Source organism: Deltaproteobacteria bacterium, assembly GCA_029860075.1.
Classification (GTDB): Bacteria; Desulfobacterota; JADFVX01; order JADFVX01; family JADFVX01; genus JAOUBX01.
In genome coordinates, this window is the sequence record JAOUBX010000092.1 from 1 (window position 1) to 16065 (window position 16065).

Annotated in this window: 17 protein-coding genes; 3 read left to right on the plus strand and 14 right to left on the minus strand. The window is 44.6% G+C overall.

Annotated features, from left to right (window positions below; genetic code table 11):
* Positions 1 to 178: 178 nt before the first annotated feature.
* The 12 genes from lexA to OEV42_18905 form a co-directional block, all read right to left on the minus strand.
* Positions 179 to 772 (minus strand): transcriptional repressor LexA, encoded by a 594-nt coding sequence (lexA, locus tag OEV42_18850; protein MDH3976329.1) that lies wholly within the window; start codon positions 770 to 772, stop codon positions 179 to 181.
* A gap of 362 nt (positions 773 to 1134) precedes the next feature.
* A complete protein-coding gene (locus OEV42_18855; protein ID MDH3976330.1) occupies positions 1135 to 1788 on the minus strand; it encodes an endonuclease III in 654 nt (217 codons plus the stop codon).
* 91 nt (positions 1789 to 1879) lie between these two features.
* Positions 1880 to 2497 (minus strand): cation transporter, encoded by a 618-nt coding sequence (locus tag OEV42_18860; GenBank protein ID MDH3976331.1) that lies wholly within the window; start codon positions 2495 to 2497, stop codon positions 1880 to 1882.
* A 184-nt stretch (positions 2498 to 2681) separates the two neighbouring features.
* Positions 2682 to 3386 (minus strand): DNA alkylation repair protein, encoded by a 705-nt coding sequence (locus OEV42_18865; GenBank protein MDH3976332.1) that lies wholly within the window; start codon positions 3384 to 3386, stop codon positions 2682 to 2684.
* A gap of 83 nt (positions 3387 to 3469) precedes the next feature.
* On the minus strand, positions 3470 to 3856 hold the full coding sequence (locus OEV42_18870; GenBank protein MDH3976333.1) for a DUF1992 domain-containing protein: 387 nt from the start codon (positions 3854 to 3856) through the stop codon (positions 3470 to 3472).
* Between the two features lie 2 nt (positions 3857 to 3858).
* Positions 3859 to 4212 carry an arsenate reductase (glutaredoxin) gene (gene arsC / locus OEV42_18875; GenBank protein ID MDH3976334.1) on the minus strand — a complete coding sequence of 118 codons (354 nt, stop codon included), beginning with the start codon at positions 4210 to 4212 and terminating at the stop codon, positions 3859 to 3861.
* Between the two features lie 395 nt (positions 4213 to 4607).
* Positions 4608 to 5054: a CGGC domain-containing protein gene (locus OEV42_18880; protein ID MDH3976335.1), complete on the minus strand. Its 447-nt coding sequence runs from the start codon at positions 5052 to 5054 to the stop codon at positions 4608 to 4610.
* Positions 5054 to 5650: a transglutaminase family protein gene (locus tag OEV42_18885; GenBank protein MDH3976336.1), complete on the minus strand. Its 597-nt coding sequence runs from the start codon at positions 5648 to 5650 to the stop codon at positions 5054 to 5056. The genes OEV42_18880 and OEV42_18885 overlap by 1 nt, the downstream gene beginning before the upstream one ends.
* Positions 5651 to 5791: 141 nt before the next feature.
* The gene (locus tag OEV42_18890; GenBank protein MDH3976337.1) at positions 5792 to 6571 is read right to left on the minus strand and encodes a PhzF family phenazine biosynthesis protein; all 780 of its coding nucleotides are present in this window, start codon (positions 6569 to 6571) and stop codon (positions 5792 to 5794) included.
* 115 nt (positions 6572 to 6686) lie between these two features.
* Complete coding sequence (locus OEV42_18895) at positions 6687 to 7679, minus strand: DMT family transporter (protein ID MDH3976338.1); 993 nt, start codon at positions 7677 to 7679, stop codon at positions 6687 to 6689.
* A gap of 369 nt (positions 7680 to 8048) precedes the next feature.
* Positions 8049 to 10625 (minus strand): PAS domain S-box protein, encoded by a 2577-nt coding sequence (locus tag OEV42_18900; protein MDH3976339.1) that lies wholly within the window; start codon positions 10623 to 10625, stop codon positions 8049 to 8051.
* Positions 10626 to 10763: 138 nt separating this feature from the next.
* The gene (locus tag OEV42_18905) at positions 10764 to 11387 is read right to left on the minus strand and encodes a response regulator transcription factor (protein ID MDH3976340.1); all 624 of its coding nucleotides are present in this window, start codon (positions 11385 to 11387) and stop codon (positions 10764 to 10766) included.
* Between the two features lie 149 nt (positions 11388 to 11536).
* Between OEV42_18905 and OEV42_18910 the strand changes: the two genes are divergently transcribed.
* Positions 11537 to 12049, plus strand: a complete 513-nt coding sequence (locus OEV42_18910) for a GNAT family N-acetyltransferase (GenBank protein MDH3976341.1) — start codon at positions 11537 to 11539, stop codon at positions 12047 to 12049.
* A 293-nt stretch (positions 12050 to 12342) separates the two neighbouring features.
* Positions 12343 to 12981, plus strand: coding sequence for a CDGSH iron-sulfur domain-containing protein (locus OEV42_18915; GenBank protein ID MDH3976342.1), 639 nt, complete (start codon positions 12343 to 12345; stop codon positions 12979 to 12981).
* Between the two features lie 60 nt (positions 12982 to 13041).
* Here the strand turns inward: OEV42_18915 and OEV42_18920 are convergent, their stop codons facing one another.
* The gene (locus OEV42_18920) at positions 13042 to 13329 is read right to left on the minus strand and encodes a hypothetical protein (GenBank protein MDH3976343.1); all 288 of its coding nucleotides are present in this window, start codon (positions 13327 to 13329) and stop codon (positions 13042 to 13044) included.
* Positions 13330 to 13508: 179 nt separating this feature from the next.
* On the opposite strand from OEV42_18920, the gene OEV42_18925 reads away from it, so the two are divergent.
* Positions 13509 to 14666 carry an NAD(P)/FAD-dependent oxidoreductase gene (locus OEV42_18925; GenBank protein MDH3976344.1) on the plus strand — a complete coding sequence of 386 codons (1158 nt, stop codon included), beginning with the start codon at positions 13509 to 13511 and terminating at the stop codon, positions 14664 to 14666.
* On the opposite strand, the gene OEV42_18930 is transcribed toward OEV42_18925, so the two are convergent.
* Positions 14663 to 16060: an FAD-dependent oxidoreductase gene (locus OEV42_18930; protein MDH3976345.1), complete on the minus strand. Its 1398-nt coding sequence runs from the start codon at positions 16058 to 16060 to the stop codon at positions 14663 to 14665. The genes OEV42_18925 and OEV42_18930 overlap by 4 nt on opposite strands.
* Positions 16061 to 16065 lie beyond the last annotated feature (5 nt).

The following is a 16065-nucleotide window of genomic DNA, read 5'->3' on the forward strand; positions in this document are numbered from 1 at the left end:
ATCAACTTCATTCTCTCATCCATAGGTTTCGTATCTTTCCAGGGCATAGGCATTTCCTCCTCTCCCTTTATTATACTGTTACCTATGTCTATATGTTATTCTGTTACCCATCTTACTAGGTTGTACCGTTTACCTCCCCTCCTATTTTAGGAGGGGTTGGGGGTGGTAGCTTTCCCCATCACCTCGAACTCTTATACTGCCTCACTACAGATGTCACCACCCCGGCAATCCTCAATTCATTTTCAGGATATATAATTTTATATTTAGAGTTTGCCGGAACGAGGGAAACCTCGTTGCCGCGTTTTCTCAGGTACTTCATGGTCCACTCACCATCTACTTCGGCGATGACGATATCGCCGCTTTTAGGTGTGCAACCTTTATCTACGATAACCATATCATCGGGGAGGATGCCTGCGCCCGACATGGAATCACCGGAGACCTTGAGGAGGAAGCTTGAATCCCTGTTGTGAATAAGCATTTCGTCAAGGGAGATACAGTCTGCCAGTTCCTCCTCGGCCGGTGTGGGGAAACCGGCGGCAACGGTACCAAGCATTCTCAAGGGTGAGCTTATTGATTTGGCAATAAGCTTTCCCTTATGGTCACGTTCAATAATGCCCACTTCCTCCAGCCCGGCAACGACCTTTGAAACGGCGTTTTTCGATTTTAGGCCCCATAAAATAGCCATCTCGGAGAAACTGGGCATTCTGCCCTTTTCCTGATAAAAACCGGTGAGCAGGTCAACTCTTTCTTTTTGTTTTGTTTGGTCTTTCATAGGATGTGCCTGTAATAAGTTTTAAGAGCAACCCCCCTCAATCCCCCCTTGACAGGGGGGAAGTTTTTTAGAGGATTAAAATAATTATAGGTGAACAAACGTTCACTGTCAAAGAAAAAAAATTAACTCACCATGGGGATAGTGTCAACTGCGGAATGACGGGATATTGCAGGCAGGCAGAAATTCACACAAATAATAAGAAACCATCATAACATCTGTTCAAATCAGATAATCCCTTCCAACCACCTTTTACATCTGCAGAGCGCCAGATCTTGAGGGGAGAAGATAAAAGCCGGCCCAAAAAGGTAAGCAGCTTGCTTACTCTCTTCACCGGCGGAACCATCGCTTTATTTTTCAGTTAGTTACCTTACCTTTGTCACGTCCACCCTGTCACAGTAATCATTTAGCCTGCATTGATTGCAATAGGGTGAAATGGGCGTGCACAGGTTCTGACCATAGGTAACGAGCAGATCGTTAATGGGAATCCAGTATTCATGAGGGAGCTTCTTTCTAAGAGCCATTTCTGTCGTATCGGGAGTTTTTGCTTTCACATACCCCCAGCGATTAGTGATGCGATGCACATGGATATCAACGCAAATGCCGGGCTTGTTGTAACCCAGTGTTACCACAAGGTTTGCCGTTTTGCGCCCTACCCCTTTGAACTTGATCAGTTCATCGATGCTATCGGGAACGATTGAATCGTAATCCTCAACCAGTGCTTTAGAAATATCAAATATTTGTTTAGCTTTTACATTATAAAAGCCTGCTGGATATATTAATTTTGCAATTTCTTCTTCCGAGAGATTAAGCATGTCCTTGGGATTATCCGCCCTGGCATAGAGCCTCCTCGAAGAAGCCCCCGTCACTTCATCTTTCGTACGAAGCGATATAATACAGCTTACCAAAACCTGGAAGGGACTCCGCTTTTTTGCCACAACAGTGACGGCAGGCGTCTTCCACTGTTTGACTTCTTTATTGAGTATATCAAAGATGGTGTGAATGTCTTTATTGTTCATTCTTGCTCCTTGTTGATTTAATAGAAATGTCCCCCCTCACCTTAATCCTCCGGCCACAAGGCATAAATCCCCTTGATGGGAGAGGAGAATATTAAGCATTGCTTCCAGTTGCCGCCACCCTGGCCTCTTTCGCCTCCCTGATAATATCTATCCCCCCTTTGGTAACAATAGCTGAAATTATACAACCGATAATAAGGTCCGGCACTCTCGATCCGGTAAAGGCCACCAGTACCCCTGCGGCAATAACACCCATATTGGCAATAACATCACTTCTGGAACATATCCAGGTGGCACGCATATGAACCTCTCCTTCCCTGTGTTTGGACAAAAGCAAGAGGCAGCTCACATTAGCAGCGAGAGCCACCATGCTGACAGTGATCATAAATAACGATTCAGGCTCACTGCCGTAAATGGCACGCCTCACAATATCAATCAACACACTGGCGCCCAGTATAAGTTGTAACCTTCCATTCAGGTAGGCAGAGTTCGCCTTTTCCTTCAACCCCTTCCCTACGGCATAGAGGGCCGTTGTATAAACAAGGGCATCAGCCAGCATATCGAGAGAATCGGCGATGAGCCCTGTCGACTCAGCTATCCAGCCGGCTATTAACTCGACAATGAACATAACACCGTTTATGGAAAGGAGGATATAGAGAATTCCTCTCTCTTCCCTGTTTTTAATTTCTACTTCACAACCGCAATTTGACATTGATTAAAACCTTTCAGGAAAAACAATTAAAAGTATTAAAATCTTTTTTAACCCCTCCTCGATACGAGCCGCATGGCTGACCTCTAGCCACAGGGCATAAACCCTCAGTAGGGGGAGCAACTTAAATCCCCTCCTTAATAAGGAGCATCCAAAGGGCATAAAGGGACAAAGGGGTGGTGATTAATCACATCTCCCCCTTCAAATAAGCAGCTCTCTCCTCTTTTGCAAACCTCTCAATAGCATATCTCAACATCGTTCTCGGCATCACTTTGTAATGACTATCAAGAAAGCCTTTCTCAATATCAATATCCCTCTTCCCCACTTCCCTCAGCATCCAGCCGACGGCTTTATGAATAAGGTCTTCCTTATGAGCAAGAAGTTTTTCGGCAATTCGCAGCGTATCGTCATACTGGTTATTTCTGATAAAACAAAAGGTAGCCATAATAGCCATGCGCCTTTCCCATAGATAGCCCGACACGGCCAGATCATAAAGGGGCGCTCTATCCTTATCAAAAAGATAAGTACCTATAATGTGAGGTGCGGAAGTATCGACAAGGTCCCAGTTATTTATGTAACGGGTATTTTCCAAATAGAGCCTGTATACCCTCTCACGTACCTCTTCATTACCTTTATTAAATATCTGAATAAGAAGAAAAAGAGAAAGGAGCCTTTCTTCATGAATAGGGGATTTTAGAAGTTTTTTAGTTTCTTCCAGGGAAAGGGTTTTAAATTCCCCGGCAAGCTTACGAACCTGGGGGACTTTTAGGCCCATAAAGGTATCACCTTCACCATATTCTCCGGGGCCCGTTTTGAAATAGCGGGCAAGTATTTTTGCCCTTTCGGGGTCGGCAAGGGATTTTATTTTTTTACTGATTTCGCTGGAGGTCATGGAAAAAACATAAGTGCAGATTCTCTATTTTAAAATCCCTCCCAAGCTCCCTTTACATAGGGAGGAATATATTTAAGGGGGATTTACGATTTTGCCTTATCTTTAGCAGTTAATCCAGCCAACATCTTCTCTTTATACTCGGGAATAGCATCGAGATCAAGAGGCCGCTTTCTGGACATATTCACTTTGAGCAGTTTAAAGTTGAGTTCTTTGGCTCTTTTGCTTCTTTCTTCTTCGCCACAGGTCGATGCGATGAGGTCTTTAAGCTTGACCAATTCTTTCAGATCTTCAAGCTCAGGCGGGATAAAACCGGCATTTTTAAGGAGCCTGTAGGACATTCTCAAATCCTCGGGAATAGCAGAATCATCATCCAGCTTAAGGGGCTTGCCTGCACCGGGCAGATTATCGAGTTCCCCTCGCCTGATGGCTTCCTCTATTCTCTTTTCAGCAAGTGATGAAAAAATATCCATTATTAAAATATAGCCAGGACATTTTCCGGAGGACGGCCAAGAGCCGCCTGTCCATTGTTAACAACGATGGGGCGTTCAATGAGGATGGGATTTTCACTCATAATTTTGATCCACTCCGTTCTGGTTCGTTCGTCCTTTTTGGAAAGTCCCAGTTCTTTAAAGAGCTTCTCACCGGTCCTCATCACCTCAAGGGGTTCTTTACCAAGCATTGCAATCAGTGCATCGAGTTCTGCTGCTGTCGGTGAATCCTTGAGGTATTCAATTATTTCTATGTCGAGATTTCTCTCCTGCAACAGTGCCAGCGTCTGACGGCTTTTTCCACATCTCGGGTTGTGATAGATTTTTACTTTAGCCATAAATGTGTGTTTTCCTTTTTAAGTTTTTAGCAGTCTTTGCGAGCGAAGCGAAGCAATCCATATGTTACCAACATGTAAAAAAGAGATTGCTTCGCTTCGCTCGCAAAGACCAGGAATCTGTCGGACTTAGGGGATCGCAGCGAGGGAAAGTCATTTTGAGCCGGATTTTTTTGATTAAATGAGGCGAATATTGAACATATTTAACGAATTTAATCGGAAAATCCGGCCAAAAGGACTTTTCCGCAGCAGATTCGGCCTAAGTCCGACAGGCTCCTAATTAATAATATTTTTGAATTTCAAGGTTTGTTCCATCGAAATTTACTATATCATGACAGGAATAAAGAGCTCAATTATTTCCTTTCAAAATATGGCGTGGGGCACAGGTAATGCTAACATCAGTCCCGCCCCTCATTCCAGTCAAAGGGTGCATACTCCCCCTTCTCCCTGCGCACCTCGGTAGTCTTGCTTTTATAACTCCCCCTAATCACCTTTACTCCTTTACGATCAAGTATCTGCCCAATGTAGTCAAGGTGCGGACATGGCGGATAGTGAGCGTTATCAGTCACCATACAGGAAGCAAGGTGGATAGCTATCTCATCCTTTTCAATACCTGCCTTCTTATTTGCCTTTTTGATAAGGTGCGATACATTCCTGCCTATTCGCCTGCCGGGACATCCACCACAGTTAAAGGGTACGGCCATAATCCCATCTGCTGAATTATATCTTTCAAAAGCATCTTCCCTCTCATTAAATGCATTGATACAGGAAAATCCACTGCACCGTTCCTTGGCAAAATCACATTGAATAATGCCGATTAGTTTTATTTTTTCATTTTTACTCATTATATTTTATCCTTTTCTCTATCTATATCAGGCAGATAAGCCAACAGCCGATCCCAAGTTTCATACTTACTTAGCGCTTCCACAACAACGGGTAAAGGTTGGGCCAGTATTTGAGGCAGATTTTCCTCACCTTCCCAAAGCACCTCAAAGGCCAGTTTTTCGACGGGTGGCATAAACCGGGCATCTATACCCTCCCTGTTTCCCCGTGCATCGATACGATACCAGCCTATCCCTTTGAGCCAGACAGCATTAAGACCATGAAGGCAATAAGGCGTCCCTTCTCCATCAACGGTAAGGCGTTGATAACAAAAACCGGCGGGAATACCGTTTGCCCTTAACAGGGCTGCCAAAAGATGGCTTTTGGCGTAACAGAAACCCGTTTTGTATTTGAGTACGTCCGTCGCCCTGCATGTAACAGGATTCATTTGATAATCAACGCTGTGCTTTATCTCATCCCTAACCCACTGAAAGCACTGTCGCGCAACTTCTTCGGGAAGATACAAGCCTTCAGCCAGACTGGCCGCCAGTTCTTTTATCTCCCCTTTATGCCAGTCGATAATGTCCGACCGGGCAAGAAACTCTTCACTCACTTCCATTTTCTAACCTTTCTTAAAATTAGCCGCCGATTGCTCCCGGTTAATACCGTCAAAATTCCCCATTTCCTCTTACCTGATTAGCTATTTCAAGAAGATTCCCATCAGGATCTTTTACATATAGCGATTCTATGGGCCCCGTCATTAGATGTAAACTTCCCCTTCCATATATTTAACAGCAGAGCCCGATAGAAGTACTCTCTCTCCACTTAATTCACAAAGCAACTCACCACCTCTGGCCGACAGCTGCCTTGCCGTCAGTTTATCCTTCTTTAGTCTACCCGCCCAGTAAGGCGCCAGTTCACAGTGGGCCGAACCTGTCACGGGGTCTTCGTTAATGCCGTATTTAGGCGCAAAAAAGCGGCTTACAAAATCAGACCTCTTCCCCGGCGCCGTGACAATCACCCCCCTGCGATCAAGCTGAGTCATGCGGAAGAGGTCCGGATTTATTTCAAGGATATCCTCTTCTCTCTCATAAACGGCAATGTAGTCATCAGCGCTTAGAACCTCAAGGGGCCAGCTGCCCAGCGTTTCCACAAGAACGGGGGAAATATCACAACGTTTGGGAATCATGGCAGGGAAATCCATAGTAAATAGTTCCCCCTCCTTTGTTACCACCAGTTCTCCACTCAAGGAATCAAATACAAGCTTCTCACCTTTAAACCTCAGTTCACTAAAGAGGATAAAGGCCGAAGCCAACGTGGCATGCCCGCAAAGTTCGACTTCAGTAGTGGGGGTGAACCAGCGAATGTGGTAACCCTTTTTTGCAGGGACAATATAGGCTGTCTCGGACAAATTATTTTCTCCGGCAATAGCCTGCAGTGTTTCGTCATCAAGCCATGTGTCGAGCGGGCAAACAGCTGCCGGGTTCCCTTCAAAAGGTTGATCTGCAAAAGCGTCTACCTGATAAATTTTGAGTTTCAATTTATAACCTCCTTTATAAAATCAATCTCATCTTTTTTCCACCGGTCACCTGAAAGTTACGACCTTCATAAAAGCGGACCATCCTTTCAAATTGGGGCGTCCATAATAGCTCCACTTAATTTTTCTCTTTCGTCACATAAACAAAGGCGAAAACACCTTTTCCTTTTTGTTTTCCTTCTGAAAGGGACTCAAAGTGACTGCCGATCTCTCCGGCTGTTCCCTTTACAAAGCTGAAAGGGGAGCGAATTTTTATGCTCATCACACCGGATATAATGAGAACCATCCCTGCAAGCTGCATATATCCGAGCCTCTCTCCGAGAAAAATACTTGCCCATAAAACGGTAAAAAGAGGGCCCATGGAGCTTATAATAACCGCCCTCGACGCCCCGATTTTCTTTACTCCGTACATGTAACATAAAAAAGGTAAAAAGCCGCTCGTTACACCCATGATAAAAGCGATAGTCCAGACAGGCCCCGGCCCGGGATAGGTTCTGTTGCCGAAAAGCGCACCGAAGAAGACGACAAAAAAGACCATGCTGCAGGCAGTCAATTTTGCAGGCGACACCCTTTTGAGCGCCTTTTCCGAATAGAGATTGTAAAAAGCGTAGCAAAGGGCGCTTGCAAGGGCAAGATAAATGCCCGCACTCTCCATACCGGTCATCATCTTTTTATCGGGATTAACGACAAGCGCCAGTCCGGCAAAGGTAATCATCAGCGATATCCAACGGCCTGCCCTTACCTGACGTCCTGAAATAAAAAGGCCCAATATGACCGTCATGGCAGGATAAGTAAAAACAAGGAGCGTAGAAAGTGACGCTGTGATACTTTCCAGAGAATAAAGTGAAAAAAACATAGCGCAGCCAAGCCCGCCAATACCAGCCACCGAATAAAAAACGGCATCTTTCAGGCTTACCCTGAAACCGTCCTTTCCTTCGAGATACCAGAGAGTTACAAGAAAAAAAGGAAGCGACACATAGATACGCATAAGCATGAGCGTCATTGCATCCGTACCGTAAGTGAAGGCAAGTTTGGCCAGTATCGATTTGAATGAAAAACCGAGCGCTGAAAAGATAACAAGCCCGTAGCCCGATGTGATTATTTTCTTCATTTCATTATTCCTGTTTTATAAAATTCTTCGTCAAAAAACAAAAAAGGCCGCAGGTTTTGATACCTGCGGCCTTTATCAGTCATTTCTTTTCTAAATATTCTTGGTTACAAATGATTTAAAGCCACAGGTACAGGTGTACGAAAAACCCACATAATGGATCTTAGCGTTGCATGTACTTTCGCTGTGACTTTTTTATTCATAGTGTTCCTAGAAATACATGACCCCCGACTTTATGTCAACATATTTTTTTATCAATAATGAAAAAAACGGCATTTGACTCAACCGGACCCTCAGTCATCCCCTTTTTTAGCATGCTTTTTTAATGTTATTAAAAGAATTCTCTTCTTTACCGGTTTGGAAAGATACCCCTTAAAGCCCGCTTTCTGCCTCTTCAGGCGTTGCTTTCTGCACCTTGAAGGGGACCGTAAAATAAAAGCGGCTTCCTTCCCCTTTCCTGCTCTCCACACCAATTTTCCCGCCCATCATCTCGACAAGTTCTTTTGAAATGGATGTGCCAAGCCCCGTACCTCCATACAACCTCGATACTGAACGATCACCCTGAGTGTAGCCTTGAAAAATTGCAGCCAGCTTATCTCCCTGCACACCTATCCCTGTATCTTTAACAGAAAACAGGAGGGTAAGGATATCCGGTTTTTCTTCTTTCTTTTCAACGGTCAGCGAAACACCCCCTTTTGCGGTAAACTTAACGGCATTGGAGAGCAGATTAATCAGAACCTGCCTCAATCTCAAAGGATCGCCGCGAAGACCGGCAGGGATGTCTTTATCAATAGACTGATGAAAGAAAAGCCGCTTTTGCCTGGCCTGGAAGGCGACTATTTCAGAGGCCCCCTCTATTACCTCATAGAGATCAAAGTCGATCTCTTCCAGCTCAAATTTTCCCGACTCAATCCTGGAAAAATCAAGAATATTGTTTATTAGCCGCAGCACATTATCACCTGCCGATATAATCGATTTTACATAATCACCCCCTTCTTCCCTGGCGACAATTCCTTCAAGCGCCTCAGACATCCCGAGTATTGTCTGCATGGGTGTTCTTATTTCGTGACTTACGTTGGCAATAAAAGCGCTTTTAGCCAGGTTCGCTGATTCGGCTTCCCTTTTTGCCTTTTCAAGCTCTTCTTCAGCCCGCTTTTGATCGGTAATATCGCAGATAGTCCCCTGCACTTTTGAAGGTATCCCTTTTTCATCACAAATATTCTGGATTATCTCTTCAACCCACCTTATTTCCCCGTCTTTTCTTATGATCCTGTATTCACGTCTTACCCTGTAATCGCAGATTGTGCGAAGCTCATTATACCCTTCATAAAACCGGTCCCTGTCATCGGGATAAAAGATATGGCCCAGTCTGGGAGTACCATTTATCAGCTCTTCCGGTTTATAACCGCTTATCTCCTCAACGGCGCCATGAAGAAAGATAATTCCACCTCCAATCCGGCCCTGGAAGGTAATGCCGTGAAACTCTTCAACAAAAAGCCTGTATCGCTCTTCCGACTCCCTTAGCGCTTTTTCAATACCTTTTCTCTCTTCAATCTCGTCAGCAAGCTTTTCATTAATTATTCTCAGGGCCCCTGTCCTCTTATCAACAAGAAATTCAAGGTATTCACGATATTTAGACAACTCTTCATCAATCTGCTTACGCTCCGTAATATCAAGCCAGGAACCGACAACCTCATGAGGTTCTCCTTCCTTGTTTCTGATGAGCCTGACATAGTCATAGACCCATCTATAGTTTCCTTCCTTGTCCCTGAAGCGATATTCATGTTTTTGTTCATTGTCCCGATACAACTTGTAAGGAAATAACGACAAAATACTATCCCTGTCTTCCGGATAGATATGATTGAACCACCAATCAGGATTATTGAGATATTCATGACTGTCATAACCCCAGAGCGCTTTCATATTATTGCTCACGTAGACGGGAATGAAGCGGTTCTTTTCTATCCTGCACTGATAGACTATTGCAGGACTGACACTAATCACATTTTCAAAGAGCCGAAGACTTTCCCTTACCTCCTTTTCCGCCTTTTTTCTCTCTGTCAGATCACGAAATATACACTGGATTACATCATTGTCGTTCAAAGTGCTAATATTTGTGCTCACTTCGACAGGTATCTTTTTTCCACTGACATGAAGTAAGGAAAGCTCCTCACTAATGGCTGACCCTTTTTCCAGCGTTTCATTGAACACCTTCTGGTATCCATCACAATTTTCATGGGAATAGAGTTCATCCATATGGCGCCCGATAATTTCATCAGACATTCTTCCCATCATTTTTTCGGCCTTCCTGTTAGCTTCCAGAATGAGCCCCACCTTAATATCAATTGTCATAATGGCATCATTTGCCGTCTGGATAAGGGTCAGGTATTTTTTATCTTTTTCATGGAGTTCTTTTTCGGCATAATTTTTTTGGGAACAATAGTTCTGCCGCTCCATTTCTATACCAATCATGCTGCCGACTATTTTAACGAGGGCCATATCTTCATTTTTGAAAGACCTCTTTTTATCATCAACAATGCAAAGAACGGCTTTAACCTGACTGCGACTATCAAAACAGGGAACTCCGCAATAGGTCCCGGCATTAATAAAGTGCAGCAAGGAAGCTTGTGGAAACTTTTTCCCTGCCTCATCATGCACCTGGATCTCTTTACTTTCGCTCACGGTAGCACAGGGTGTAACATCAAGTGAGCATTGTCCGGCATTTTCCTTTATTTCACCGTCTATAAAAAGGCTTTTAAAGTATAGTTGGGAACCATGAATTTCAGAAATACAGACAAGCTTCGCATTAAGAAGATGGGCAACGGTCTTTACGATTTCATTGTAGCGTTGGCAGGGTTTGTTAAATGTGGCGGCGCTTAGTTCAGCAATCTTTTGCAGGAAATGTGACGTCTTTGAAGGCCCTATTTTTGTTTTACCTTCAGTTTCCATTAATGCAACCTGTTAATTCATGCAGATTTTTCAGTTAAACAACTTACAATCTGCACCTTCTAAATACTAGGATAGCATTATCTCCCTTTTAGATACGGGGTATTTTTGGGTAAAGTTCTTATACTTTGAGGAGTTGCTTCATATGAGCCCTTTTCTCATCGCCTTCTGAAGGGCATCTTTTCTGTCAGTAGCACCGAGTTTGTTAAAAAGTTTCTTCACATGGGAATGGACGGTATGAGGGCTAATGCAGTATAACTCTCCTATTTCCTTATAGGTCAGGCCCTCTTTAATTTGCTCGAGTATCTCTTTTTCCCGGGGGCTGAGAATAAAATAATCGTGATAACCGTTTTCGCGGACTTCACTTAAAACAACACGGCTCACTCTCGGACTCATGGGCGCGCCACCATATTCGAGTTCATTGATGGCATTAATAATATCAGCCGGTGTTGAGCCTTTTACAATATATCCCGAGGCGCCCGACTTAATCACTGCAAGGATCGTTTTTCTATCTTCTGTTCCTGTAAAGGCAATGACATCTATGGCAGGATATTTTGTTTTAATGATTTTGATGAGTTCAATACCCGGCATGGTAGGCAAACCGAGATCAACTATAAACAGGTCCGGAAGTTCTTCATCGAGACATTCCAGTGCCTCTTCGGCATTAAGATATTTTCCAATAACTTCATAATCCGGCTCTCTGTTAATAATAGCACTAACATTATTGAGAAGATCTCTATTATCTTCAACAATAGCTATTCGCATAAATACCCCCCCCCTACTTGTCGCTTTGATAAGCGTTGCAAGAAGTTTACCAAAGCAGCACTGTTTGTCAAGTCTTACTTTAGGGCACTTCTCTGTAATTATTATATTTTTTTCTTACCTCTCCCTCTTACTTGTGCTTAAATATCTTTATGATTAATGTATCCATCGAAAGGCTTTATCTTAATGACAGGGTCTCTATTAGTGATATTCATATCAGTTGCAGGCAGGCCATGTTTGTCTCTTCACCAATTCAGGTCATGGCCATCATCAAAGAAACGGGCCATAAAAATATCAACCTCCCCTTCAGCATTAAATCGTCCGATAAAACAATCGGCTTTTTCACACTCAACTTTTACTCTCCCCTTACCGCCCAGGCAGACCCTTTATATTTTGGAGGAGAAAATGATTGCCGCCTTGAATCCTTCATGATTGATGAAAGGTACCAGGGGAAGGGATTCGGCAATGCAGCAATAAGTGAAATCACTCAACTTTTGTCAAAAGACTACCCCCACATTAAGGGCCTGAAATTATCGGTCAACTTCCTTAACGAGATGGCAAAGCTATTTTATTTAAAATGCGGTTTTAAAGATACGGGAAAAGTTTATGAAGGAGGGCCGGCCGGGCCTCAGCATATCTACAGGCTGGACCTGTCAAAATCATGAGCATATAGCCCTGCACCTGGCAGGGGGGGGGTTATTATAACTTATTCTAAGTGCTAAATGATTTCCCTCAACCGCAACCACCGGTTGCATTGGGATTTTTAAGAACAGATGATGAGGCGAGAGTGAGGATTTACAAAAGGTTTAAGCTGAATATATAAAAAGAGCTTATTTGAACCGGCATATACCTGTGAAGATTGATGTGGCTTCTAACTTCAAGTAATATTGAAGAGTAAAGATTCAACACCTTTTATGTGCTATATTTAAAATAGAGTCCATATAAATGAGGGAAAATGATGTCAAAAATAAATAAATATGAAGGTAGAAAAATCACTGTCTTTTTCGATTCCGACAGGTGTATTCATTCCCGGAACTGTGTATTAGGCCTGCCATCAGTCTTTCGGGCAAACATAAAGGGAGAATGGGTAGATCCGAATGGGGCGTCAGCCGAAGAAATAGCCTCCATAGTGAGAACCTGTCCTTCAGGAGCACTTACCTATTGCAGAAGTGATTCAGGCTATGAGGAAATGGCGCCTCAGGTAAACCTCATTAAAACACTGGAAAACGGCCCCCTGTCAGTTCATGCAACCATCTTTTTCGAAGGGAAATCGACAGGCAACCGTGCCGTTCTTTGCCGCTGCGGGGCCTCCAAAAACAAGCCTTATTGCGATGGAAGCCATAAAGAAATCAGCTTCATAGCCACCGGTGAGCCCCGGACAGGCAAGATCGATCCCCTTGAAAAGAGAGACGGACCGCTGGCTATCACGCCATTGAAAGATGGCCCTCTCATAGCAGAAGGAAACCTCGAACTCTGTTCGGGCACAGGCCGCCCCCTTCTCAGAACACAAAAAACCTTCCTTTGCCGCTGTGGAGCATCAGCAAACAAACCGTTTTGTGACGGTTCCCATAAAAAAGCCGGTTTTAAAAGTGACTAAAAGTGAGCCTGTTAAGAATTAAATCAAAGGTCATCAATAAAGGGTAGCTCTAAATATTATCTACTCAAAACATTGCATACTGCGCTGTTTACCGATTTCAATGTGGCGTTTTGCACACCACACATGACCTGCCTTCGGCATTTCACCGCGGGGCATTTTTATTTTTGCCCATTTGCAATTAATACAATGCTTTTTCTTCACACCGGGAAGGGGTTTATGGCATGGTAAAATCCGGCTTTTTCCCATCTGCATGGAACGCTTGGCACACCAGACCGTGCCGGGAGAAGTCCTCTTCCCATCCATTTTCCGGTCTTTACCGTATATACAGTTTCCACAATTTTCAGCCATTGTAAATAATCACGGGATTATAACTGCCCTTTCCACTTTAAATAGCACACTTATAAGGCAAAATCAAAATTGCCACTACCTGCGACTAATTTAGACCGTCTTTAGTATCTTGTTTTCTTCACCACAGTTTTCTATACTTTCACCATTCCCTCTTATAAATCAACCGCCCTTTATTCATCATGAATAAAAAAGGTAACAAGATTTTTGACGTCATCATAGCAGGCGCCGGTCCGGCCGGATCAAAAACGGCCATTGAACTGGCAGAAAAAGGCTATCACGTCCTCCTTATCGAAAAAGAGCAGTTCCCGCGATATAAACCCTGCGGCGGCGGCATGCCTACAAAAACGCTAACGCAAATCGGTTTTGACATTACACCCCTTATCGAAACTTATATAAACGGCACCCGTCTCACTTTTAACTCCCGCAACCCCGTCACCATAGAAGCAAGGGGGATCGGGGCCATGGTATCGAGAGAGCGATTCGATACCTTCCTGGCCCGGAAAGCCGCCGGCGCGGGCGCCCTTCTCATGGAGCATTGCAGGGTTTTCTCTATCGGCTATGAAGGTGAAATGTGTCTTGTAGAAACGGACAGGGGGCGATTTCATTGCAGGGCCATTGTCGGCGCTGATGGAGCAAAGGGAGTCGTTGCAGGAAAGGCGGGTCTCAAAGGGGAAAGAGAGTTAGCCACAGCCATCGATAAGAGAGTAGAAGTCGATAAAGAGATAATGGCCTCTTTAGAGAACTTTACCATCATGGATTATGGCGTCGTTCCCTATGGCTATGCCTGGATTTTCCCTAAAAGAGATCATGTCTCCGTCGGTATCTATACGACAATGAAAAATCTGAAAGACCTTGAGCTTCGTCTTGACAGGTTTATTTCCCGTCAGCATGTGCTCAGAGGCGGCAGGATCCTCTCTACCCACTGGCACCCTGTCCCTTTAAGCAGAAAAAAGAAACGCCTTCATGGTGATAAAATCCTCCTCGTCGGTGATGCTGCCTGCCTTGCCGAACCATTTTTCGGAGAAGGAATAGCAAATGCACTTAAAAGCGCATCTATCGCCGCAGCAAAGCTGGATGACTTTCTCTCGGGCCGGACGAAAGGCATATCAGGGTATTCGGAGGAAATATACAAATCGATAACATGGGATTTCAGGTATGCCCGTATAATGCAAAACCTCTTTTACCGCAATCCCCTTCGTTCTCACAGGCTCCTCGGTAAAAAAAAGTATATGGGCAAATGGTTTGCATTAACTATTAAGGGAGAGATGACTTACAGGGGGCTTTTCTTCAGGACCCTCTTAACTCTTCCCCGCTGGATAGGATCTTACAGGGATTAAAACCCTACACCTGCTTTTCCCCTTTCCCCTTTTAATCTGCCGGCAACCTCTCTTCCGGCAATGAGGCCTGAAGCAGCAGCCTGCAGAAGCCCCCGGCTTATACCTGCGCCGTCCCCAATGGTAAAGAGCCCTTTAAGGGCACTCTCCATAGAAGCAGATACTTTCAGCCTGTGAGAGTAGAACTTGACCTCTACGCCATAAAGAAGGGTATGATCCGAGTTAATTCCCTCAGCCAGGTGATCGAGAGCTTCCAGCATTTCCATAATATCTTTGAGGTATCTGTAGGGGAGAACAAAGCTGAGATCACCCGGTGTCGCTTCTTTCAGTGTTGGCCTTACTATACTTTTATTGATCCTCGATGGTGTGGATCGCCTTCCCGCACGAAGATCACCAAGCCTCTGAACGATGATTCCTTTTCCAAGGAGATTGGCAAGAGCGCCGATATGCCTGCCGTAATTGATGGGATCATCGAAGGGTTCGGTAAAGGTGGTGCTCACAAGGATGGCAAAGTTCGTATTTTCGCTGCGCCTTCCTTTGTAACTATGGCCGTTGACGGTAATGAGGTTTCCCGCTTCTTCCATGACAACTTCACCGTATGGATTCATGCAGAATGTCCTTACCCTATCATCGAATGTCTTCGAATAATGAATAAGCTTGGCTTCATAAGCGGCGTCGGTGAGTTCCTTTGTCACCTCGGCAGGCACTTCCACCCTGACGCCGATATCGACAGGTGAGGGAATGGAGACAAGAGAAAGCCGCTTTGCCTCACCAGCCATCCAGGAAGCCCCAATCCGTCCCGGCGCTGCAATAACATATGGGGCGTCAAAGCCTCTGTCCTTTCCGGCAGTGACGCCCGTCACCACTCCCCTGTCGGTGTTGATTTCCACCGCTTTTGTACCCGTTATCAGTTTGACATGAGGCATGAGTCGCTCTCTCAGAGTTCTGAGAATATTCTGGCAACCGTCTGTACCGAGATGTCTTATTTTCGTTTCTAACAGTTCAAGGTCCGCTCTCTGGGCATTCCTTTTAAGATTTAGCAGCTTTTCACTCTCCTCGCCATAAAGATCAGGAGGCGCTCCAAGGGAAAGAAAGATCTCATTTACCTCTTCAATTAGCCGTGCCAGTTCTTCCTTTTCAATTATCTCTCCAAGATTACCTCCCACATCACCCGAAAGGATAAGCTTTCCATCACTGAAAGCCCCTGCTCCCCCGAAACCGGTCAGCAGTGGACCCGGTTCTCCTTTCAACGGTTTTTCTCCCTTTTCCTTCCAGCTTATCCGTTCATCGAGATCTCTACCCTGTTCGATAATGACAATGTCCTTTTCACCTTTCTCGACAAGGGCAAGGGCAGAGAAGAGACCTGCCGGGCCTGCGCCGATAATAACAGCGGCCATGGTCC

Excerpts from the sequence above, each read along its gene's own strand:
- lexA (MDH3976329.1), bottom strand. The coding sequence starts at position 772 with ATGAAAGACCAAACAAAACAAAAAGAAAGAGTTGACCTGCTCACCGGT.
- OEV42_18855 (MDH3976330.1), bottom strand. The coding sequence starts at position 1,788 with ATGAACAATAAAGACATTCACACCATCTTTGATATACTCAATAAAGAA.
- OEV42_18860 (MDH3976331.1), bottom strand. The coding sequence starts at position 2,497 with ATGTCAAATTGCGGTTGTGAAGTAGAAATTAAAAACAGGGAAGAGAGA.
- OEV42_18865 (MDH3976332.1), bottom strand. The coding sequence starts at position 3,386 with ATGACCTCCAGCGAAATCAGTAAAAAAATAAAATCCCTTGCCGACCCC.
- OEV42_18870 (MDH3976333.1), bottom strand. The coding sequence starts at position 3,856 with ATGGATATTTTTTCATCACTTGCTGAAAAGAGAATAGAGGAAGCCATC.
- arsC (MDH3976334.1), bottom strand. The coding sequence starts at position 4,212 with ATGGCTAAAGTAAAAATCTATCACAACCCGAGATGTGGAAAAAGCCGT.
- OEV42_18880 (MDH3976335.1), bottom strand. The coding sequence starts at position 5,054 with ATGAGTAAAAATGAAAAAATAAAACTAATCGGCATTATTCAATGTGAT.
- OEV42_18885 (MDH3976336.1), bottom strand. The coding sequence starts at position 5,650 with ATGGAAGTGAGTGAAGAGTTTCTTGCCCGGTCGGACATTATCGACTGG.
- OEV42_18895 (MDH3976338.1), bottom strand. The coding sequence starts at position 7,679 with ATGAAGAAAATAATCACATCGGGCTACGGGCTTGTTATCTTTTCAGCG.
- OEV42_18900 (MDH3976339.1), bottom strand. The coding sequence starts at position 10,625 with ATGGAAACTGAAGGTAAAACAAAAATAGGGCCTTCAAAGACGTCACAT.
- OEV42_18905 (MDH3976340.1), bottom strand. The coding sequence starts at position 11,387 with ATGCGAATAGCTATTGTTGAAGATAATAGAGATCTTCTCAATAATGTT.
- OEV42_18910 (MDH3976341.1), top strand. The coding sequence starts at position 11,537 with ATGATTAATGTATCCATCGAAAGGCTTTATCTTAATGACAGGGTCTCT.
- OEV42_18915 (MDH3976342.1), top strand. The coding sequence starts at position 12,343 with ATGTCAAAAATAAATAAATATGAAGGTAGAAAAATCACTGTCTTTTTC.
- OEV42_18920 (MDH3976343.1), bottom strand. The coding sequence starts at position 13,329 with ATGGCTGAAAATTGTGGAAACTGTATATACGGTAAAGACCGGAAAATG.
- OEV42_18925 (MDH3976344.1), top strand. The coding sequence starts at position 13,509 with ATGAATAAAAAAGGTAACAAGATTTTTGACGTCATCATAGCAGGCGCC.
- OEV42_18930 (MDH3976345.1), bottom strand. The coding sequence starts at position 16,060 with ATGGCCGCTGTTATTATCGGCGCAGGCCCGGCAGGTCTCTTCTCTGCC.